Raw genomic sequence first — 21,287 nt, forward strand, 5'->3', positions numbered from 1 at the left:
ATAATTTTATTCAACAAAAAGAGCACCTTTTGGTAAAATTAAAGTACCACACAATAACTACCGGAGGTGCCCTTTATGTATCAAAATTATAACATGAATCAATTGGTTTTGCCTATAGATTTGGAAGTGAAACTTCAGGAAAATGATATTGCTTTTGTCATTAATGATTTAGTAGAGAGTATTCCTGAAGAAGCTTTTGAAAATTTTCTTCGAAAAACAGGTCGTCCTTCATATCATCCACGAATGATGTTAAAAATAACATTATGTGCTTACTCTCAATCAGTATTTTCCGGCAGGAAAATCGAAGCTCTCCTCAAAGACAGTATTCGTATGATGTGGCTTGCACAAGGTTATGAACCAAGTTATCGCACAATCAATCGTTTCCGAGTCGATCCAGATGTACAAGAATTATTACGACAATTATTCATCCAATTTCGCTGTCAATTGGTTGAAGAAAAAATCATCGATCATGATGCAATATTTATTGATGGAACAAAAATTGAAGCTAATGCAAATAAATTTACTTTTGTATGGAAAAAAGCAGTTAAAAATTATAGTGAGAAGTTAATCGAAAACTCAAATAAAATATATGATGAGCTACTTGAAAAAGAAATTATCCCGGAAATTAAACGTGAAAGTCCTGACGAACTTTCCATTACTGAACTTGAAGAAATAGCTGAAAGATTAGAAGAAACGGTGAACGATTATAATAAGAAAATTGAGGAATGTGAACTTGGAAGTGAACGTAAAAGAATTCGTTCAGAGAGAAAGTTTCCTAAGCAAGCATTGAAACGAATAAAGGACTTTATTGATCGAAAGAAGAAATACGCACAAGATATGGATATATTTGGAGAAAGAAACAGTTATTCTAAAACCGATCATGATGCTACTTTTATGCGTATGAAAGATGACTATATGAGGAATGGACAATTGAAGCCTGGATACAATGTTCAAATCGCAACAGAAGGTCAATACACGCTTGCTTACGATGTTTTTCCAAATCCAACGGATACACGTACATTCATTCCTTTTTTAGATAAAATTGAAAAGCACTTTTTTGATTTACCTGACTATATCGTCGCTGATGCTGGATATGGTAGTGAACAAAATTATCATGATGTTTTAGAGAATCGCAACCGGACACCTCTTATTACATATAACAGTTATAGGAAAGAGCAGAAAAGAAAATATAAGAATGATCCATTTAAGACGGACAATTGGGAGTACAATGGAGAGCATGACTATTACGTTTGTCCGAACGGACAAAAATTAACTTTCCAGTACTTTTTTAATCGTACAGATCGTTATGGATTTACAAGGGAATTTAGGGTATATCAATCTGAAAATTGTAATGATTGTCCATTACGCTCTCATTGCACAAAAGCAAAAGAGGGGAACAATCGAAGGTTGTTTATTAATAAAAAGTGGGAAGAGCAAAAAGAATATATAAGAACTAAGCTTTCGGAAGAAGAAACTGGAGACATTTATAAAAAACGCAAAATAGATGTTGAACCAGTTTTTGGATTCTTGAAGGCTAATTTGTCGTTCACTCGATTTTCCGTTAGAGGAAAATCGAAAGTAGAAAATGAATTAGCATTTGCCTTAATGGCAGTAAACTTAAGAAAGTATACCGCCAAAATCCAAAATGAAAATAATCCTAACAATCCAAAACAAAATAGAAATTGCGGAAACAACAATTCAATGTTGATTCCGCAATTTTTCTCATCTAAGACTGGTTATGTCCCAGCCTCAGTTGAACTTGAAATACTTATTTCACTCGGTATACATTTCTTACTTCGTTTGTTTGTGTTCGATCTGGACCAACAGAGAAAATGGACAATGGAATCTGAGTTAGCTGTGAGATTCGCTCGATGTAATGACGTGCATTTACAGGTAATTCATCTAAAGTTCGTACACCCGTAATATCTTCCGTCCAGCCTGGTAATTCCTCATACACTGGCTCACATTCTGCTAATACTTTTAAGCTCGCTGGGAATTCTTTAATGATCTCACCCTTATACTTATAAGCAACACAGATTTTTAGTGTCTCAATTCCTGTTAATACATCAATTGAGTTTAATGATAAGTCAGTAATTCCACTTACTCGACGCGCATGGGATACAACAACACTGTCAAACCAGCCTACACGCCTTGGACGTCCTGTCGTTGTACCATATTCATTCCCAACTTCACGAATTCGATCACCAATTTCATCATGTAATTCAGTAGGGAAAGGACCGTCTCCAACTCGTGTTGTATAAGCCTTTGAAACTCCAACAACATGATTAATTTTTGATGGGCCGACACCAGAACCAATTGTAACTCCACCTGCAATTGGGTTAGAAGACGTTACAAATGGATAAGTACCTTGGTCAATATCAAGCATGACACCTTGAGCGCCTTCAAAGAGAACACGACGTCCTTGGTCAATGGCATCATTAAGTACTACAGATGTATCCACTACATACTTAGCGATTTGTTGACCGTACTCATAGTACTCTTCTAATATATCCTCAACTTTAATTTCTTCTACTTGATATACCTTTGTAAATAAACGATTTTTTTCTGCTAAATTTTGCTCCAGTTTCTCACGGAATGTCTCTTTATCTAATAAATCAGCAATTCGAATACCAACTCGGGCTGCTTTATCCATATATGCTGGACCGATACCTTTTTTAGTTGTGCCAATTTTATTAATCCCTTTTTCTTCTTCTTGTAAGAGATCTAACTTTAAGTGGTAAGGCAAAATTACGTGTGCACGATTACTGATTTTTAATTTTTTTGTACTAATGCCTTTATCATGTAAATAAGCAATTTCCTCATTAAGTGCTTTAGGATCAATGACCATACCATTACCTAAGACACTTAGTTTATCTTCAAAGAAAATCCCTGAAGGTATTAAATGTAGCTTGTAAGTAACACCGTCAAACTTAATCGTATGACCTGCATTGTTACCTCCTTGATAACGAGCTACAACCTCTGCATTCTGTGATAAATAGTCTGTTATTTTCCCTTTACCTTCATCGCCCCACTGTGTTCCAACAATTACAACTGTTGACATAGTCGGCACCTCCATCAGTCAATTAATCAAATGTTATATATTTTAAATACTAATATGACTTAAAATTAGTAATTTACTTAATTCCAAACCATAGTGTACCAGTGAAAATTGTAAAAGTCAATCAATTTACGAACATTAAAACGAACATTTTACTTATTGTTCGACTTTAAATGTTTTAATTTTCTGTTAATAACTTTGTGGAAATTGGCGTTTTTAGAGAAAATAAAAAGAGATGACTAAATTATTATTATCTAAAGGGATACCTTTATACTTTAGTCATCTCTATTAATTTATTTGCCTAATCTAGGCTGGTGGTATATCAGAAGCTGCATAACGATGGTCTAAATCAACAAATTTATTATATTCTTTGATAAATGCTAAATCTACCGTTCCTACAGGTCCATTTCTCTGTTTAGAGATAATGATTTCAATGATGTTTTGCTTTTCAGATTCTTTATCGTAATAATCATCTCTATATAAGAAGCCTACGATATCAGCATCTTGCTCAATACTTCCAGACTCACGTAAATCCGACATCATCGGACGCTTGTCTTGCCTTGATTCAACACCACGGGAAAGCTGTGATAAAGCAATCACAGGAATACTAAGCTCTCGAGCTAGTGCTTTTAGTGATCGAGAAATTTCAGACACTTCTTGTTGTCTGTTTTCCTTTGCACTTGCTGCACTACCCTGAATTAATTGTAAATAATCAATAATGACCATGCCAAGTCCGTGTTCCTGTTGTAGACGTCGACACTTAGAACGAATTTCATTAACTCGAATCCCAGCAGAATCATCAATGAAGATTCCTGCATTTGATAAGCTCCCCATTGCCATAGTTAGCTTACCCCAATCGTCTGGTTCAAGCTTACCTGTTCTTAGACGTTGAGCGTCAATATTTCCTTCTGCACATAACATACGACTTACGAGTTGATCTGCGCCCATTTCCAAACTAAAGATTGCCACATTCTCGCTTGTTTTCGTTGCAACGTTTTGAGCAATATTTAACGCAAAAGCAGTTTTACCTACAGATGGACGAGCAGCAATAATAATTAAATCATTTCGCTGAAAACCAGAAGTGATTTTATCAAGATCACGGAAACCCGTTGGAATTCCTGTTACATCTCCACCATGTCGGTGAAGTTTTTCAATATTATCATAAACATCAATTAAAACATCCTTAATATTCTTAAATGCACCTGCATTTTTTCGATTACTTACTTCAAGAATGTTTTTCTCAGCATTACTGATTACTTCCTCGACATCGTCTTCTTTAGTGAAACTTTCAGTTACAATATTAGTTGCAGTTGATATTAGCCGTCGAAGTAAGGCCTTTTCTTCAACAATTTTCGCATAATAAGTAATGTTAGCAGCAGTTGGTACGGCATTAGCTAGTTCAGTCAAATATGAAACGCCACCAACTTCTTCTAATAACTTAGCATCCGCTAACTCTGTCGTTACAGTGACTAAATCAATCGGTTCACCACGGTCTGTTAGCTTAAGCATGACCTGATAAATACGTTGATGTGCTGCGCGGTAAAAGTCTGTCGGCTGTAAAAATTCTGCAGTTGCTGCCATAGCATCTGGCTCTAGAAAAATAGCGCCTATCACCGCCTGCTCCGCTTCTATATTATGGGGCGGTGTTCGTTGCTCTTCCCACATATCACTCATTAAAGGTCCTCCTTCTTCAGATATCTCACCATATGTAAAAGAAGAGGGCAATTAACCCCCTTCATTAATTAAGCCTGAACTACGTGTACTTTAATGACTCCTGAAACTTCAGGGTGTAATTTTACTGGCACGTTTGTATAGCCTAAAGTACGAATTGGCTCATCTAATTCAATTTTACGTCGATCAATTTTAATATTATGGCTTTTAGCTAGTTGATCACCAATATGCTTGCTCGTAATTGAACCAAATAAGCGGCCATTTTCTCCAGCTTTTGTCTTGATTTCCACTTCAATTTTTGTTAATTTCTCTTTTAAACTTTTTGCTTCTGCTACAATTTCCGCTTCTTTACGTTGTTCCTTTTTTTGCTTTGCTTTTAATGCATTTAAATTACCTGGTGTTGCTTCAATCGCTAGATTGTTTTTAAATAAATAGTTACGTGCATAACCTTCTGAGACGTCTTTAACTTCCCCTTGTTTACCTTTTCCTTTTACATCCTTTGTGAAAATTACTTTCATTTATTCATTTCCTCCCTCAATCGATTGATCAATTATTTCAATAAGTTGTTGATAAGCTTCTTGAACTGATATGTTTTCGAGTTGTGTAGCTGCATTTGATAAATGCCCCCCACCACCCATTTGTTCCATAATCAGTTGAACATTTATATCACCAGCGGATCTAGCACTTATGCCAATACGCTGATCTGAACGCTCTGAAATTACAAATGAAGCTAATATATTTCGCATGCCCAGCAATGTATCTGCTGTTTGAGCAATGACTACTGAGTTAAATGTTTGCCCAGGTTCTGCTACGGCAATAGCAATATTGTTTTTATAAATTGTAGTTCTTTCAATTAAGTGACTTCTCTTTATGAAATCCTCTAAATCATCTTTTAAAAAGTTTTGGACTAAAATTGTATCTGCACCTTTTGAGCGTAAGTATGACGCGGCATCAAATGTTCTTGATCCTGTTCGGAAATTAAAGTTTTTCGTATCAACAACAATCCCTGCTAATAAAGCAGTTGCCTCAAGTCGACTTAATTTAACTAATGGTGCCTGATACTCAATTAATTCCGTGACAAGCTCTGCTGTTGATGAAGCATATGGCTCCATGTAAACCAAAGTTGGATCTTCAATAAATTCTTCACCGCGGCGATGATGATCAATAACGACAATATGATCGGTTTTATTTAATAGACGACTTTCAATTACTATCGATGGACGATGGGTATCTACAACGACAATCAGCGAACCTTTTGTCACTAATTCTATTGCTTGATCTGGGCTAATGATGTAATCCCACAGTTCAGTGTCTTTAAATTCTTGGATTAGTCGACTAACACCAAAGTTTAATTCATTAACATCTAAGACGATAAATGCTTCAATTTCATTCGCTAGCGCCATCTTTAAGATACCTATTGCTGAACCTACCGAATCCATATCAGGGGATTGGTGGCCCATAATAAAGACTTGTTCACTTTCAACCATTAGCTGTTTAAGTGCATTTGAAATCACGCGAGCACGTACGCGTGTCCGTTTTTCCATCGGATTAGTTTTGCCACCAAAAAAGCGAACTTTTCCTTCTGTATCTTTAATGACTACTTGATCACCACCACGACCAAGCGCTAGATCTAAACTTGATTGAGCCAACTCTCCCAATACAGTTAATTGGTTTGATCGGTGACCAATGCCAAAGCTTATCGTTAACGGGACATTATTATTATCTAAAATCAGTTCACGAAATTCATCAAGTATTTCAAATTTTGATTTCTCCAAAGCTTCTAATATTTGTTGATTTAAGACTGCTAAGAACCTGTCTTGAGAGATTCGCTTTAAATAAATTCCATAATGATTAGACCATTTGTTTAATATTGATGTTACATGGGAATTCAACTGACTTCTCCCTGTATCATCCATTGTCTTTGTTGTTTCATCATAATTGTCTAAATAGATGATCCCTAGCACGGGCTTAACATTGTTGTAATGATGTTGGATTTTAACTTGCTTAGTCTGATCAAGAAAATATAATAAACGCTCTTCTTTTTTTATCGTTACAGCAAAATGACAATCTTCTAAATAAAAATTCACTTTAGGTTTATCTTCTTTAATGGCAGTAATTATATCTTTAGAAAAAACGTCTAAGCTTTTACCAACAAAGGTTCCTTCTTTAACAAACTGATTTAAGTAAGGATTGACCCACTCAATTTCAAAAGCATCATTATAAAGCAGAATACCAACAGGCATTTCTAATAGTGCCTCTTCTCCTACTTTCCTCACTCGATGCGATAGAGTCATAATATATTTTTCTTGTTCCACAATCTCTCTTTGTTCTTGACGGATTGTGTAATATAGAGAAAGCCCAAGTAAAATTGTCATTACTAATCCTAGGATCCATTGTAAAAACCAAGTGAATCCTAATAGAATAAATGCAATTAAGTAAATAAGGATAATATGCATGCTTGGACTATATTTTTCAATTGTATTACGCATACCTTTCAGCTCCTAAATAGCTTACACGATTCATGATCATTATAATTTATTTCTTAGGTTGAATCCTACATCAATTATACCTAAGATTCTAGTTAGATACATCCCTAGAGGTAGAAATACTACAATAATTATAATGACTAATACTGAGACAATTTTAGGTTGTCGCCTTTTTGCCAAAAGATCAATAATAAAAGACACTCCTTGAAGCGTGAATAAAAATCCTAATATAAGACCGGCATTGAAAAATATTAGCCCTAATAATGAAAGTCCTTCAAAGTTAAACCATGACAAAATGACGATAAAAAAGTAAATAGTTAAAATAACTTTCGGGATTTTAAACGAACGAAACTTTGGAAAGGCTAATTGAGCTTGGTCAAAACGATTTAATACTTTATGGGTTAACCATTGTGAGACAAAACCATATAACATTGAGACCATGATTAAAATCGATGGTATTAGGTCAAGTAACAGCATCATATCTTTCTCAATTGATCTAATATCATCTGTTGATAATTCGATTCCTGCTTCACTTAGTAGTAATTGGGTTGAATCAAGTGATTCTTTAATCATTAATTGATATTCTGTAACGAGACTTTGATCTGATAAGAAATGAATAATTAATAGTAGAATTAAAAATCCAATGGCATAGCCGATTGTTCCTCTACTCCACACTTCATATGGATGTCGTTTACTTTTTAGTGCCTCACCGATAAATAATCCAGCGATAATTGCTACTAATGTAATTGGTAAAGATATGATAAAGAAATAAAAAGCAAATAGGGAAATAAGGAGTAATATAATCACACTAAATATTGCTGCTGATTTCCAACCATATCGATAACAAAAGACTGCAACTGGAACCGGTAACAGCAAAATCGAAAAATAGCCTAAAAAGGGAATGTATAATGTTACAAGTAATATTGCGAAAATTATTGCCCCTAAAAGAAAACCATCTTTAATTAAGCGGCTCTGTTGTCTATCCATCTGCCACACCTCATTAATATTTTTATTACATGTGAGAAAAAGCACAGCATATGGCTGTGCTCTAAATAATCTAAAATTTAGTCGTTTCTTCATTAATAATTGACAATAAGTCTACTTTCTATTATAGCTAGTAAATTTTAAAAAAACAAACGATACAATAGTCTCACTTTTTTGAATAGTATTTCTTTTTCCTGAGATAAATTGATATAATAAGCCTAATTAGTCAAAGGGGGACGCATGTCATGATTACAACACTATTTTTTGATCTAGATGATACATTATTATGGGATAAAAAAAGTATCGAAATGGCCTTTCAAGCTACTTGTCAACATGTAAAGGAGTTAGATCCTAATGTACTTGAACAAGCTGTAAGAAACGAAGCTAGAAAGTTATATGAAAGCTACCCTACTTATCCATTTACTCAAATGATTGGTATTAATCCATTTGAAGGACTTTGGGGAACATTTAATGATGCTGGCGAAGACTTTGAAAAAATGTACCAACTTATGCCTGAATATCAAAAAGCAGCCTGGACTAACGGGTTAAAAGCTTGTGGGATTGACAACCCAACCTTGGGAGATACACTTGCTAAACAGTTTATAAAGGAACGACTCAACCATCCGTATGTCTACCCTGAAACATTTGATGTACTTGACCAACTAAAAGACAAATATCAGCTACTACTATTAACTAATGGCGCACCTTCATTACAAAATACAAAATTAACGTTAACGCCTGAAATTGCTGAACGATTTAATCATATTGTTATATCAGGTGATTTTGGACGTGGAAAACCAGATCCGGGAATATTTGAGTATGCACTAAATATAGCAAATGTAACAGCTGAAGAGGTCATTATGATCGGTGATAACTTAATGACTGACATTCTCGGTGCTAACCGAACGGGGATAAAAAATATTTGGATTAATCATCACAAGCAAACTGCTGACAATGTCATCCCTACTTATCAAGTTGATAGGCTAAAAGAAATCATTCCAATTATTGAATCTATTTCTAGACAAAAATAACATTTGGAAGGTTAATCTTTGTTGTTATTGACGCACGGATTAACCTTTTACTGTAAAAGTTTAATTAAATTTTTAGCTGTTAGTCCAAACTTAATTTGCCTATGCTATAATTGCCTTCAAAATACAGTTATTTGAATAGAGGTGAGGAAGATGACAAAAGTATTTGGGCATCGGGGTAGTAAAGGTTATTTCCCGGAAAATACTTTGCTCAGTTTTCACGAAGCTATAAGGGCGGGAGTCGATGGAATAGAGCTTGATGTGCACCTAACTAAAGATCGTCAATTAGTTGTTATCCATGATGCAACTGTTGATCGAACTTTTGACGGAAGTGGTTATGTTAAAGACTTTAATCTCGTTGATCTGAAAAGATTGAAGCTTAATCAGTCATTTAAATCATTTACACATTATCAATCAACATGGGATTTAGAACGTATTCCTACATTAGAAGAAGCCTTAGAGATTTTTGCGTTAGCCAAGATCGATTTGAATATTGAATTAAAAACAACTCAATTTGACTATCCTGGTATTGAGGAAATGGTGATTTCCTGTGTAAAGCAATATGCACCATCATTAAACGTTATCTATTCTTCATTTCATTTACCAACACTTGCCCGATTACGAGCTTGTGATCCAAATTGTAATATTGGTTTTCTAGTCGAACAACCTATCCCATTATTACAAGATTATTTAAAGCAATTTCAACTAAACAAGATCCACCTTGATAAGTCACTGATTAAACATATCAAAATGACTTCAGACATTAGTATGCAAGATATTAAAGTTTGGACTGTAAATAAAACAAGTGAATTAATTTATTTTCTAAACAAAGAGGTTGATACGATTATTACTGATTTTCCAGATCGTGCACTTCAAATCCGACATGAATTAAAGGCAAATTCGAGTTAAAAATTAATGTTGATACTTAATCAATAGACATCCTTCCATTTGAAAGGATGTTTTATTGGTTCAATGTCAAATAGTGTTGGTAGGTTTTATAATTAGTCGCGAATAAATTTATATTAGCTTTAATAAAGATACAACTTGTTCACCGCAGGTGAAATACACTCGCTTTCCGCGGGCACGGCTTTTAGCTAACTAAGGCCAGCAAAGAACGCTTGCCTTAGTGGATCTTCAGCTCGTGCTCTTCCCGCAGGAGTCTCGTGTATTTCACCTGCTGTTTTTCACTTCTAAATTAATTGGCTGCTATTTTAACTAAGCAGTTTCCTCTTGCATTCGTTCTCTAAAAATGTAAGGGATCTAACTCTTCGTCTTTAATATTAAATGTTTTTCGTATACCATGAGAGTAGGCCATGTAGATTCTCCTTTAAATTGGTTTTCGTCGACTTAATTATAAAGGAATCTGCTGGTCTTTTTCTATGGAAACACAAAAAAGGGGTTAGCAAATTCGTAAAAGAACTCACCAGCACCAAAAACTATAGAACAGTTTTATTGTCTTATTTGTCTTTGGCTATTATATCTGCTAAGATACTAACGGTTAACAACTTACATACATTTCAATTCTATGGTTATTACACTTGTCAAAGTTATTTGTGGTATAAAAGGGAGAAGATATCATGTATCACGCTGAAACATTAAAAGATAAATTTCTACTATTCTTAAAAATATTATGGCCAATTATGGTCACTCAAATTAGTCTAGCACTCATGAACTTAGTTGACACGATTATGGCAGGTCAAGTTGGAACAGAAGACTTAGCGGGGGTTGCTATTGGGACTAGTCTATGGTCTCCTGTATTTACTGGGATGAATGGTATTATCCTTGCTGTTACTCCTATTGTTGCTCATTACTTAGGGAAAAATGAAAATAACAAAATTCACTTTACTGTAACTCAAGCTATCTATTTAGCTGTCATAACTGCTGTTTTGATCATTTCTGTAGGTGGAATCTTCTTATCACCGATTCTTAATTACATGGATCTTGAGCCAAATGTAAGACACATTGCGCTAAACTATTTAATTGGTCTTTCAATTGGAATTATCCCACTATTTGTTTCTAATGTTTTACGAAATTTCTATGATGCACAAGGTTATACGCGTATTTCAATGTTAATTACACTTATTGCTGTACCATTTAATATCGTTCTCAATTATTGCTTTATATTTGGAAAATTAGGTTTGCCTAAAATGGGTGGTATTGGAGCAGGTTATGCAACTGGAATTAGTTATTGGATAACACTAATGATTAGTATTTTTATGACCTTTAAACTTCAAAATGTTAGACATTATCGTCTTTTTGTTAATTGGGTAAAACCTTCTGTGAAAAGTTGGTTAGAACAATTGAAAATAGGTGTACCCATTGGATTATCTATTTTCTTTGAATCAAGTATTTTTTCAGTTGTAACACTATTAATTGGTATGATGTTCTCAACAGTGGCAATAGCAGCAAACCAAATTGTGATAAGCTTTACAACGCTTATCTTTATGATTCCATTAAGTATATCTATGGCATTAACTATAGTTGTTAGCTATTCTGTTGGTGGACGCCGACTTAAGTCGGCTAAACATTATACTTTCCTGGGCGTATCTAGTGGGATGACAATTCTGATCCTCACTGCAACGTTTATGTTCTTCTTCCGTGAAGAAATTGCTAAGCTATATTCAAATGATCCTGAAGCGATTGCACTTGCAGCTCAGCTCTTCCTCGTATCTATTCTCTACCAATTGTCTGATAGTGTACAAGCTGGATTACAAGGAGTGCTAAGAGGGTTTAAAGATGTTACCGTCCCATTTTTTATCGCTTTTGTTTCTTATTGGATGATTGGTATGCCTGTCGGGTACTTATTAGCTACACAAACTAATCTCGGTCCAGCTGGTTTCTGGTTTGGTATTTCAATTGGCCTAACTAGTGCTGCAATTGGCTTTATCATTCGTCTACGCTTTACTTATCGTAAAGAGAAGCTGAAATTACAAGCACAATAATAAAATAGCAATGTCTAACGAATTTAATCCGCTGGACATTGCTATTTTTTATCTTATAACTCAACTGCACTAACTTTATAAATATCTTTAAGATCAAGTAATACTTGTAATTCTTCATCGGTTACTTCTTCATCCACTGAAAGCAGCATAATCGCCGCACCACCAATATCTTTACGTCCTACTTGCATTGTTGCAATATTAATACCCTTTTTAGCAAGTTCAGTACCGACTCTTCCAATTGCACCAGGCTGATCTTTATGGTGGATATAAATTAAATGTCCTTCAGGAACAAGATCAACACGATATTCTTCTACCTGAACAATTCGTGGACCAAATCCTTTTAATAATGTTCCTGCAATAGCTTTTGTTTCGGTATCTGTTTTAATTTCTACTTTTATTAGATTTGTAAAATCTTTTGGATGACTTGTTTTATGTTCATTAATGACAATACCTTGCTGTTCAGCTAAATATGCTGCATTGACATCGTTAATTCTCTCACCATAGTGAGGCTTTAACAGTCCTTTAACTGTATTTCTTGTGATTGGTGCAACTTCTACGTTATGGAGTTCCCCTGAATATGAAATTTTAATTTCTTTAATCACTTCATCAGTAAGGTTTGTTAAGAATCTCCCAAGCTTTTCAGCTAGATAAAAGTACGGTTCAATTTTTTTCATAATATCTTTTGGAACTGCTGGCATATTGACTGGATTTTTGACTGGTTGACCATTAAATAATCGAACGACATCATGACTAACATCAATTGCAACACTTTCTTGCGCCTCAACGGTACTTGCTCCTAAGTGTGGTGTTGCAATAACTTCAGGTAATTCCAATAATTTATTATCTACTGCGGGTTCCACTTCAAATACATCAAGTGCTGCTCCTGCAACTTTCCCTGCTACAATTGCATCATAAAGGTCATCCTCATTGATAATCCCGCCTCGAGCAACATTTATTAGCTGTACGCCTGGTTTCATCTTATCGAACATTTTCTGATTGATTAAATTTTTCGTTTCTTTTAATAATGGTGTATGGATTGTAATAAAATCAGCGGCTTGAACAACTTCTTCAACTGTTCCTTTAGTCACGCCAATGTGCTCCGCTTTTTCATCAGTTAAAAATGGGTCATAGGCAATGACATTCATACGCTGTCCTTTTGCTCTAAGGGCAACCTCGCGGCCAATTCGACCCAAACCAATGACACCTAACGTCTTTCCTTTTAACTCAACACCGACATAAGTTTTTCGATCCCACTTTTTATTCTTGAGTGCATAATACGCTTGTGGAATCTTTCTAGCTAATGCAGTTAACATGGCAATTGTATGTTCCGCTGCTGAATTCGTATTTCCATCCGGAGCATTTACTACAATGACACCATGTTCTGTAGCTGCTTTTAGATCAATGTTATCTACACCAACACCTGCACGACCAATTATTTTTAGTTTTTTACCCGCTGCAATAACTTCTTCCGTTACTTTTGTTTGGCTTCGAACGAGCAATGCATCATAATCAACGATTGTCTTAACAAGTTCTTCTGGTGTTAGATCAGTTATAATATCTACTTCTAGGTTATCTGCTTCTCTTAAAGGATAAATACCATCTTCGCTTAATGGATCACTAATTAATACTCGATACGTCATTTGATCATTCCCCTTATCTAAATTTTATTAACTTTGTTAATAACAGCTTAGTAGTTAGGATGCACCCCTTTCCTTTAAAATAAAAAACTTTTCACCCATTACGTACACTCGTAAGGGGCGAAAAGTTGTTATTCTATTTCCGCGGTGCCACCCTAATTTTATTGATTGATCTTCAATCAATTCTTAATTGGATTCCTGGGTAACGTCCATTAACGATTAAGCTTACTAATATCGTTCAGCTTAACAACTCAGAAGTGGAATTTACTAAATAACTTACTGGTTCGCACCACCCACCAGCTCTCTAAAAAAGTTTAATTCAATAAATATGTCTTCATCCTCGTTTTTATATTATCTAATTATTTTGAATTTTTATTATATACTAGCACGTTTATTAAAAATGTCAATTAAAATTATCAAATTTTTATAAAAAAAGAGTGGGACAAAATAATTTGCCCACCCCTAATCAACACTTACTTAATTAAGACTGTTTCTTAATATACGTTTTTTATGCCCATAAATTCTAGGTGCTAAATACTTATCAATTGTTGGTGCTAAAGCATTCATAATTAATATAGCAAAACCTACACCACCAGGAAAATTAAATACGATTCTTATCACTGCCGTTAACATTCCACAGCCAATTGCAAATACTGTTTTCCCATCTGGAGTTAATGGACCCGAGCTATAATCAGTCGCCATATACGTGGCACCAAACAAGAGTGTTCCACTTAATACGTGTGACATCATATACGTAAAACTAAAGTCACCGTAGATTGACATGATAATGGCAACAGTTAAAACATATAACACTGGAATTTTAAGATTAATTATCCCTCGAATGACTAGATATGCTAATCCAATTAATATAGCTAATTTTGATGTTTCACCAATATTTCCACCTAAACCAATACCTAAAAATAAATCCCATAAATCAGGTATTTCCTCTGGTACAGTCTTTGAAAAGTAACCAATAGATTCTAAAGGAGTCGCAGTAGCTACAACATCTGGTTCTGGCGTAACCCAATTTGTTATCCATGGTGAGAAAAATAGTTTTAACATAACTCGAGCAGCAACAGCGGGATTAAATACGTTTCTTCCAATTCCACCCGGAATTTGTTTAACGATTAGTATAGCAAATCCACTTCCTAGAATAATGGACCATAGTGGTGCCGTAACTGGTAAGCTAAGTGCTATTAACATTCCTGTCACTACAGCACTATAATCGGAGATCGTAACTTTTTTCCTACTTATTTTTTGATATAAATATTCGAACAACACACTTGAAAAGATTCCGACAAAAAGCATTATTAAAACCTTTAAACCGAAGAAGTATGTGCCAGCTATCGCAGGGAAAATTAATGCAATAATCACCTGTTGCATAATCCAAGCTGATGTTCGTTTTGAAAATAAATGAGGTGATGGAGACATTACTAAACCATTTGTATCAAATTCATATTTCTCCACCATTATTTTGCCTCCTGACGTGAGCGAATTTCCTTTTTAGCTGCTCTTATATTATCTAGTAGTGGAATTTTAGCAGGACAAATATATGAACAATTGCCGCAATCAATACAGTCTAACGCTCCTAGTCTCTCGGCTTTATCTAAATCGCCATTTTCATATGCTTGACTAATTAATATTGGTTGCAAACTAACAGGACACACGTTTAGACATTCAGAACATTTTATACACGAAGTTCGATCAGAACGTAACGCTTCTCCCTTTTCTAAAAAAGTAATAACGGATGTTCCTTTTGTAATTGGGATTCTACCAGAATTTATTGTTGTACCCATCATTGGTCCACCGTGTATCATCTTGCCTGGATTAGTACAAAAACCATGACAATCATCAATTAAATAGCTAATTGGGGTGCCAATTCTAACTCGTAAATTTTTTGGTTCTTTGATAGGCTCACCAGAAACAGTGGTAATTCTTTCAATTGAAGGACGTCTTAAATGAATGGCTTCGTAAACGGCTAAGGCGGTTGCTACATTAACTACAACCGTATGTACATCTGCAGGTAATCCACCAGAGGGAACTTCACGATTTGTCAATTTCTTAATTAGATTTTTTTCTGATCCTTGAGGATAAATCGTTTCTAATTCGACGATGTCAATATGATCTTCTTGATCGATAATTTTTTTCATTTCTTCAGCACTATCATGTGTATCACTTTCTAATGCAACATAAACTTGATTAACATCTAAAATCCTGGCTAATATTCGTACACCTTCAATTAATTCAACTGCATGTTCAACCATTAATCGATGATCAGCGGTTGAATATGGTTCACATTCTGCACCATTAATAATCAAAGTATCAATTCGTGTACCACTTGGTGGTGATAATTTTACTGATGTAGGAAAAGTTGCACCACCCATACCGACAATCCCAGCTTTATCTATGACTTCTTTCATTTGCGTAACTGTTAATTTATCATTTTCACTATAGAATGGTTCTTCCCACTCTTCTTTATAGTTATTTTTGATTGTTATACATGGGGCAATTCCCTTTACAGTTGGTTGATCAGATATATCAAATACCTCACCTGAAACTGAAGCATAAATATTAGCAGATATATTACCTTTTTTCTCTGCTATGAGGGTTCCTATTTTTACTTTATCTCCTACTTCAACTATTGGATTTGCAGGAGCACCTATATGCATATTTAACGGAAATACAAGATATTCAGGTACTGTTGCTGCTTCAATTGGACGTTCATCAGTGCGCTCTTTTCTCACTTCATTATAGACACCTTCTCTTTTTCGCATTAATTTAATTTTCATCAATTTTCCCTCCTTAAAGTTTAGTACATGTAATAAATACATTAGTTAAAAAAGTACCTTATTTTTAAGCAGTTTAAACCTCTTTTTTAGTAATATTCGAATTTTTTCACAACAAAAAAACCTATCTCTAATGTGTTCGATAATTTATCAAACACAAAATAGATAGGTTTTAAAATGTTATCTTATTCAGCTACAAATGGTAATAACGCCATTTGACGAGCACGTTTAATTGCTCTAGTTAATTTACGTTGATATTTAGCTGAAGTTCCTGTTACACGACGTGGTAAAATTTTACCGCGTTCTGAAATGAACTTTCTTAATAAATCAACATCTTTATAATCAATATGTGTAATGCCATTTGCTGTGAAATAGCATACTTTACGACGTCTTGAGCGTCCTCCTCGACGAGGTGCCATATTCAACACTCCTTTACTCACTAAAATGGTAGATCATCATCTGATATATCAATTGGTTCTAAGTTTTCACTTACATTGCTTTGCTGATTGAATTGATTCTGACTTGGCATTTGCTGTTGGTTCTGGTGTTGCTCAAATGGATTACTTCCAGACCCTTGTTCACCACTGCCCGCAGAAGTTCCTCTGTTACTATTTCTACTTTCTAAAAATTGAACAGTATCAGCTACAACTTCTGTAACGTAAACCCTCTTGCCATCTTGTCCATCATAAGATCTTGTTTGGATTCGACCATCTACACCGATGAGGCTTCCCTTACCCATGTAGTTTGCCAAGTTTTCTGCTGGTTTTCTCCAAATGACACAGTTAATAAAATCTGCTTCTCGATCTCCTTGTTGGTTTGTAAATGGTCTGTTTACGGCTACAGTAAAATTAGCTACTGCAGTTCCATTTGCAGTATAGCGCAAGTCCGGATCCTTCGTTAATCTGCCAACTAATACGACACGATTTAACATGAGAACCCCTCCCTATTATTAGTCTTCTTCACGTACGATTAAGTGACGAAGAATATCATCAGAGAATTTAGCCAAACGATCGAATTCGTTAATTGCTCTCTCATCAGACTTAAAGTTGATTACAACGTAGTATCCATCAGTGAAATCATTGATTTCATATGCAAAACGTTTTTTGCCTTTTTCATCAACTTTTTCGATTTCCGCACCATTATCAGTAAGAATTGAGTTAAAACGTTCAATAACGCCTGTTTTTGCCTCATCTTCAATATTTGGTCGGATGATGTACATAATCTCATATTTTGTCATCCGTCTACACCTCCTTTTGGTCTTAGCGGTCCTTTGAAATTTCAAAGAACAAGGAGTAACTAGTTTCATTACTCACAATCAAAAATTATATCAAAACATTGCTATATTAGCAAGTGTTAAGATGTGAATTTTTACGATTAAACATTAAAGCGGAAATGAATCACGTCACCATCTTGCACAATATATTCTTTTCCTTCTAAACGAACTTTACCACGTTCTCTAGCAACAGCCATTGAACCTGCATCTAATAAGTCATCATAAGATACTGTTTCAGCTCGGATAAATCCTCTTTCAAAATCTGTGTGAATAATTCCAGCTGCTTGAGGAGCTTTCGTCCCTTTTCTAAAGGTCCATGCCCTAACTTCTTGCTCACCAGCTGTAAAATATGTTGCTAAACCTAATAGATGATACGTTGCTCTAATTAATTGATCTAAACCAGATTCAGGAATACCTAATTCTTCAAGGAACATTTGTTTTTCTTCCCCGTCGAGTTCAGCTATTTCTGATTCAACCTTAGCACTAATGACAACTACTTCTGCTTGCTCTTGTTCAGCATACTCACGAACTTTTTGCACATATGGATTTTGATCTGCATCTTGAATACCATCTTCAGATACATTCGCTACATAAAGAACTGGTTTTTGAGTTAATAAATGCAAACCTTTTACATACTTAATTTGCTCATCTGTAAATTCAATAGAACGAGCTGGTCGCTCTACTTCAAAAGCATCTCTAAGTTTAGATAAGATTTCAAATTCAAAAATTGCATCCTTATCTTTTTGTCTCGCTAATTTTTCTACGCGGTCAATTCTTTTTGAGATAGTTTCTAGATCTGCTAGAATTAACTCCAAATTAATTGTTTCAATATCTGCAATTGGGTCAACTTTACCTGATACATGCGTAATATTTTCATCTTGAAAACAACGAACAACATGACAAATTGCATCTACCTGACGAATATGTGATAAAAATTGATTCCCTAATCCTTCACCTTTACTTGCACCTTTTACAATCCCTGCAATATCTGTAAATTCAAATGCAGTTGGGACTGTTTTTTTCGGCTTAACTAGTTCTGTTAATTTACTCAAACGATGGTCTGGTACCTCTACAATCCCAACGTTTGGATCAATTGTACAAAACGGGTAGTTAGCTGCCTCTGCTCCCGCCTGTGTTATCGCATTAAATAATGTCGATTTTCCGACGTTTGGAAGGCCTACTATTCCTGCTGTCAATGCCATACTAATTTCCACTCCTTAATATTATACCCGTTACAATAACGTTACTTCTGTTCTATTATAGTTTTCATCTTAATAAAACTCAAGTTTGTTATAACAGCTATTCTCAATAGTTTTTATCGTTATTTTTGCATTAATTCAGGTTATTTTTATAAAACCATTGCAAAATTAGATTAATTTAACAATGTTTCACGTGAAACATTTATATTTTAACCTTCGACATCTGAACTAATAACCTTTTTTATCCCTTTTTCGAACTTTTTACGTGGAATTAATACACTGTGGTTACAACCTTGACATTTTATTCGAATATCCATACCCATTCTAATAATTTGCCACTTATTCTCACCACATGGATGCGGTTTTTTCATTTCAACATAATCATGCAATTGAAATTCTTTATTCATTCCGAATCATCCCCTTAAACTATTCTTTCATTATCATATCATTTTTTATTTATTGCGTCTTTAATTGGATATAAAATTAATTTAAGTAATATAAAACTATTAATGACGCCGTATATTGGATAGATCAGTTCAATTAATGTTTGAAAACCCGAGAAAGCAAATGGTGTTAAAACAGTAAATAAAATCATTACAATTTTCAGTTGGCTTACGTTATATTTATTTTGTATTCTCGTAACTAAACCTAGCAATAAGCCTACCACTGTTCCAAATATTGCAAGCCAAATGATGATTGACACGACCAATAGCACGTAATTAGGAAATCTAATCAAGATTCCGTATATCGGCATTTGAAATTGGTCTATTTCTAATTGAATCAGTGTTAAACCATAATTATATATTAACGTTACGGTTCCTAATATAACCGAAGATATTAAGCTCGTATAAAATACAGTTGATTTATTACTAATTTTATGACCGATTGCCCCAATTACAGATATAATCGGCAATAAATTCACCGATGTAAAAGCAATTGTTTTAATATAATTCACTGGTTGTTGAGCATACTCGAGGTGTTGTTCTTTAGCTAGAAAACTAATTAATACCGCTAACAATAAACCAATTAAGATTGGCACTAATATAGAGTTTAATTCAATGACTTGGTCAATCGAAAAACTAAATGCCCAAAAAACCATAATGGCCATTATTACAATCCCTACCCAAACGGGAATGTGATATACCTCCAAAACCGCTCCACTACCAGCAATCATAATTATTGTCGTTAATAGTAAATATACAAACATGAGTAAATCGTATATCCAACTCGTACTTTTATGAAATAATTGATCAAATATTTGTTGATAGTGATGCGTTTGATATTGGTAAGCAATTTTTAATGTACAATAACACGCAACTGCAAAAATTAACGTAAATAATATGATAGCTCGTCCACTATTAGGGCCAAAGAATAACCATATTTCCCTTCCTGATGCATAACCTGCACCAATTACAGTTCCTAAGATTAAAAATATTAATTGTATGATTTTTTTCATTAACTATCCTCCATTTTTACGTATAGAATAAAATCTTCAATCGTATACTAATAAAAATATGTTGGAGGATAACAAACTATGAAATTATCTCGTCATTCTCATAAACAATCAACAAAGGTAAGTGTATCTTATAAAGATTCATTTGTTGAACAATATATCGGTCAATTTATTTATCAGTGGTTACCCATTGATTCATCAGAATTTGTTATTGCTTGTATTGGTTCAGACCGTTCAACCGGTGATGCGCTGGGTCCGCTCGTTGGTTCTTTACTAAATAAGCGAAAGCATTCAGTCTATCATGTTTATGGAACATTAGAAAAACCAATTCATGCATTAAATATTAAGGAAAGATTAGATTATATTAAACAAAAACACCAAAATGCATTTATTGTCGCAGTAGATGCTTGCTTAGGGAGAAGCCAATCTGTTGGTAATATAAATGCTAGTATTGGTCCATTAAGGCCTGGTCTCGCCTTAAAGAAGGATTTACCCGAAGTTGGTCATTTAAATATCACAGGAATAGTCAATATCAGTTCACCAATAGACTTCATAACATTACAAAACACACGTTTAAACCTTGTATTTAAACAAGCTGAAATTATCTCACGCGCGCTTTCTTATGCTGAATATCTATTTTTTAACGATGATAAAATTTCTAATCAATCTTAGTCTGTTATTAAATGTTTCACGTGAAACATTTAATTAAAAATGGACTATGCTTTATACTTGACCGTAAAATAAATTACAAGTAAGCGCAACATAGTCCA

Annotated in this window: 18 protein-coding genes, 1 pseudogene and 1 other annotated feature; of the genes and pseudogenes, 5 read left to right on the top strand and 14 right to left on the bottom strand. The window is 34.4% G+C overall.

Annotated elements, in window-relative coordinates:
- Positions 1-75 precede the first annotated feature (75 nt).
- A pseudogene (locus tag AXY_RS11975) lies at positions 76-1,752 on the top strand (IS1182 family transposase); the annotation flags it as partial.
- Positions 1,753-1,768: 16 nt separating this feature from the next.
- On the opposite strand, the gene AXY_RS11980 reads toward AXY_RS11975, so the two are convergent.
- The 5 genes from AXY_RS11980 to AXY_RS12000 all read right to left on the bottom strand — a co-directional run bounded on the left by AXY_RS11980 (position 1,769) and on the right by AXY_RS12000 (position 8,202).
- Complete coding sequence (locus AXY_RS11980; protein ID WP_015011094.1) at positions 1,769-3,061, bottom strand: adenylosuccinate synthase; 1,293 nt, start codon at positions 3,059-3,061, stop codon at positions 1,769-1,771.
- A gap of 303 nt (positions 3,062-3,364) precedes the next feature.
- Entirely contained in the window at positions 3,365-4,732 is a 1,368-nt protein-coding gene (gene dnaB / locus AXY_RS11985; RefSeq protein WP_015011095.1) for a replicative DNA helicase, read from the bottom strand.
- Between the two features lie 68 nt (positions 4,733-4,800).
- The gene (gene rplI, locus AXY_RS11990) at positions 4,801-5,247 is read right to left on the bottom strand and encodes a 50S ribosomal protein L9 (RefSeq protein WP_015011096.1); all 447 of its coding nucleotides are present in this window, start codon (positions 5,245-5,247) and stop codon (positions 4,801-4,803) included.
- Positions 5,248-7,218: a DHH family phosphoesterase gene (locus AXY_RS11995; protein WP_015011097.1), complete on the bottom strand. Its 1,971-nt coding sequence runs from the start codon at positions 7,216-7,218 to the stop codon at positions 5,248-5,250.
- Positions 7,219-7,257: 39 nt separating this feature from the next.
- Complete coding sequence (locus AXY_RS12000; RefSeq protein WP_015011098.1) at positions 7,258-8,202, bottom strand: YybS family protein; 945 nt, start codon at positions 8,200-8,202, stop codon at positions 7,258-7,260.
- Positions 8,203-8,444: 242 nt separating this feature from the next.
- On the opposite strand from AXY_RS12000, the gene AXY_RS12005 reads away from it, so the two are divergent.
- The 3 genes from AXY_RS12005 (at position 8,445) to AXY_RS12015 (ending at position 12,169) form a co-directional block, all read left to right on the top strand.
- Complete coding sequence (locus AXY_RS12005) at positions 8,445-9,230, top strand: HAD family hydrolase (protein WP_015011099.1); 786 nt, start codon at positions 8,445-8,447, stop codon at positions 9,228-9,230.
- 150 nt (positions 9,231-9,380) lie between these two features.
- Complete coding sequence (locus AXY_RS12010; protein WP_015011100.1) at positions 9,381-10,136, top strand: glycerophosphodiester phosphodiesterase family protein; 756 nt, start codon at positions 9,381-9,383, stop codon at positions 10,134-10,136.
- A gap of 668 nt (positions 10,137-10,804) precedes the next feature.
- Positions 10,805-12,169, top strand: coding sequence for an MATE family efflux transporter (locus tag AXY_RS12015; RefSeq protein WP_015011101.1), 1,365 nt, complete (start codon positions 10,805-10,807; stop codon positions 12,167-12,169).
- 53 nt (positions 12,170-12,222) lie between these two features.
- Here AXY_RS12015 and serA read toward each other — a convergent pair whose 3' ends face one another.
- From serA to AXY_RS12060, 9 genes are all read right to left on the bottom strand, one after another.
- Positions 12,223-13,809: a phosphoglycerate dehydrogenase gene (serA, locus tag AXY_RS12020; RefSeq protein ID WP_015011102.1), complete on the bottom strand. Its 1,587-nt coding sequence runs from the start codon at positions 13,807-13,809 to the stop codon at positions 12,223-12,225.
- Between the two features lie 110 nt (positions 13,810-13,919).
- Positions 13,920-14,156 (bottom strand) — a binding site (T-box leader).
- 127 nt (positions 14,157-14,283) lie between these two features.
- Positions 14,284-15,276, bottom strand: a complete 993-nt coding sequence (locus AXY_RS12025; protein ID WP_015011103.1) for an RnfABCDGE type electron transport complex subunit D — start codon at positions 15,274-15,276, stop codon at positions 14,284-14,286.
- Positions 15,276-16,595 (bottom strand): electron transport complex subunit RsxC, encoded by a 1,320-nt coding sequence (rsxC, locus tag AXY_RS12030; protein WP_015011104.1) that lies wholly within the window; start codon positions 16,593-16,595, stop codon positions 15,276-15,278. Before rsxC ends, AXY_RS12025 begins: the two co-directional genes overlap by 1 nt.
- Before the next feature lie 182 nt (positions 16,596-16,777).
- The gene (gene rpsR / locus AXY_RS12035; protein WP_015011105.1) at positions 16,778-17,011 is read right to left on the bottom strand and encodes a 30S ribosomal protein S18; all 234 of its coding nucleotides are present in this window, start codon (positions 17,009-17,011) and stop codon (positions 16,778-16,780) included.
- 20 nt (positions 17,012-17,031) lie between these two features.
- On the bottom strand, positions 17,032-17,523 hold the full coding sequence (gene ssb, locus AXY_RS12040) for a single-stranded DNA-binding protein (RefSeq protein WP_015011106.1): 492 nt from the start codon (positions 17,521-17,523) through the stop codon (positions 17,032-17,034).
- A gap of 18 nt (positions 17,524-17,541) precedes the next feature.
- Positions 17,542-17,829, bottom strand: coding sequence for a 30S ribosomal protein S6 (gene rpsF, locus AXY_RS12045; RefSeq protein WP_015011107.1), 288 nt, complete (start codon positions 17,827-17,829; stop codon positions 17,542-17,544).
- A gap of 137 nt (positions 17,830-17,966) precedes the next feature.
- Positions 17,967-19,067 (bottom strand): redox-regulated ATPase YchF, encoded by a 1,101-nt coding sequence (gene ychF, locus AXY_RS12050; protein ID WP_015011108.1) that lies wholly within the window; start codon positions 19,065-19,067, stop codon positions 17,967-17,969.
- Between the two features lie 206 nt (positions 19,068-19,273).
- Positions 19,274-19,471, bottom strand: coding sequence for a DUF951 domain-containing protein (locus tag AXY_RS12055; protein WP_015011109.1), 198 nt, complete (start codon positions 19,469-19,471; stop codon positions 19,274-19,276).
- 38 nt (positions 19,472-19,509) lie between these two features.
- Positions 19,510-20,520, bottom strand: a complete 1,011-nt coding sequence (locus AXY_RS12060) for a YkvI family membrane protein (RefSeq protein ID WP_015011110.1) — start codon at positions 20,518-20,520, stop codon at positions 19,510-19,512.
- Positions 20,521-20,598: 78 nt separating this feature from the next.
- Here AXY_RS12060 and yyaC point away from each other — a divergent pair, with 78 nt between their 5' ends.
- Positions 20,599-21,189, top strand: coding sequence for a spore protease YyaC (yyaC, locus tag AXY_RS12065; RefSeq protein ID WP_015011111.1), 591 nt, complete (start codon positions 20,599-20,601; stop codon positions 21,187-21,189).
- The last annotated feature ends 98 nt before the right edge of the window (positions 21,190-21,287 follow it).

Origin of the sequence: Amphibacillus xylanus NBRC 15112 (genome assembly GCF_000307165.1) — a bacterium.
GTDB classification, from domain to species: Bacteria; Bacillota; Bacilli; order Bacillales; family Amphibacillaceae; genus Amphibacillus; species Amphibacillus xylanus.

Bases quoted from the DNA above. Each gene is read 5' to 3' on its own strand.
- AXY_RS12015 (WP_015011101.1), top strand. From the start codon at position 10,805: ATGTATCACGCTGAAACATTAAAAGATAAATTTCTACTATTCTTAAAA.
- rsxC (WP_015011104.1), bottom strand. From the start codon at position 16,595: ATGAAAATTAAATTAATGCGAAAAAGAGAAGGTGTCTATAATGAAGTG.
- rpsR (WP_015011105.1), bottom strand. From the start codon at position 17,011: ATGGCACCTCGTCGAGGAGGACGCTCAAGACGTCGTAAAGTATGCTAT.
- ychF (WP_015011108.1), bottom strand. From the start codon at position 19,067: ATGGCATTGACAGCAGGAATAGTAGGCCTTCCAAACGTCGGAAAATCG.
- AXY_RS12055 (WP_015011109.1), bottom strand. From the start codon at position 19,471: ATGAATAAAGAATTTCAATTGCATGATTATGTTGAAATGAAAAAACCG.
- yyaC (WP_015011111.1), top strand. From the start codon at position 20,599: ATGAAATTATCTCGTCATTCTCATAAACAATCAACAAAGGTAAGTGTA.
- AXY_RS12005 (WP_015011099.1), top strand. From the start codon at position 8,445: ATGATTACAACACTATTTTTTGATCTAGATGATACATTATTATGGGAT.
- AXY_RS12000 (WP_015011098.1), bottom strand. From the start codon at position 8,202: ATGGATAGACAACAGAGCCGCTTAATTAAAGATGGTTTTCTTTTAGGG.
- dnaB (WP_015011095.1), bottom strand. From the start codon at position 4,732: ATGAGTGATATGTGGGAAGAGCAACGAACACCGCCCCATAATATAGAA.
- AXY_RS12025 (WP_015011103.1), bottom strand. From the start codon at position 15,276: ATGGTGGAGAAATATGAATTTGATACAAATGGTTTAGTAATGTCTCCA.
- AXY_RS12060 (WP_015011110.1), bottom strand. From the start codon at position 20,520: ATGAAAAAAATCATACAATTAATATTTTTAATCTTAGGAACTGTAATT.
- serA (WP_015011102.1), bottom strand. From the start codon at position 13,809: ATGACGTATCGAGTATTAATTAGTGATCCATTAAGCGAAGATGGTATT.
- AXY_RS11980 (WP_015011094.1), bottom strand. From the start codon at position 3,061: ATGTCAACAGTTGTAATTGTTGGAACACAGTGGGGCGATGAAGGTAAA.
- AXY_RS11995 (WP_015011097.1), bottom strand. From the start codon at position 7,218: ATGCGTAATACAATTGAAAAATATAGTCCAAGCATGCATATTATCCTT.
- ssb (WP_015011106.1), bottom strand. From the start codon at position 17,523: ATGTTAAATCGTGTCGTATTAGTTGGCAGATTAACGAAGGATCCGGAC.
- rplI (WP_015011096.1), bottom strand. From the start codon at position 5,247: ATGAAAGTAATTTTCACAAAGGATGTAAAAGGAAAAGGTAAACAAGGG.
- rpsF (WP_015011107.1), bottom strand. From the start codon at position 17,829: ATGACAAAATATGAGATTATGTACATCATCCGACCAAATATTGAAGAT.
- AXY_RS12010 (WP_015011100.1), top strand. From the start codon at position 9,381: ATGACAAAAGTATTTGGGCATCGGGGTAGTAAAGGTTATTTCCCGGAA.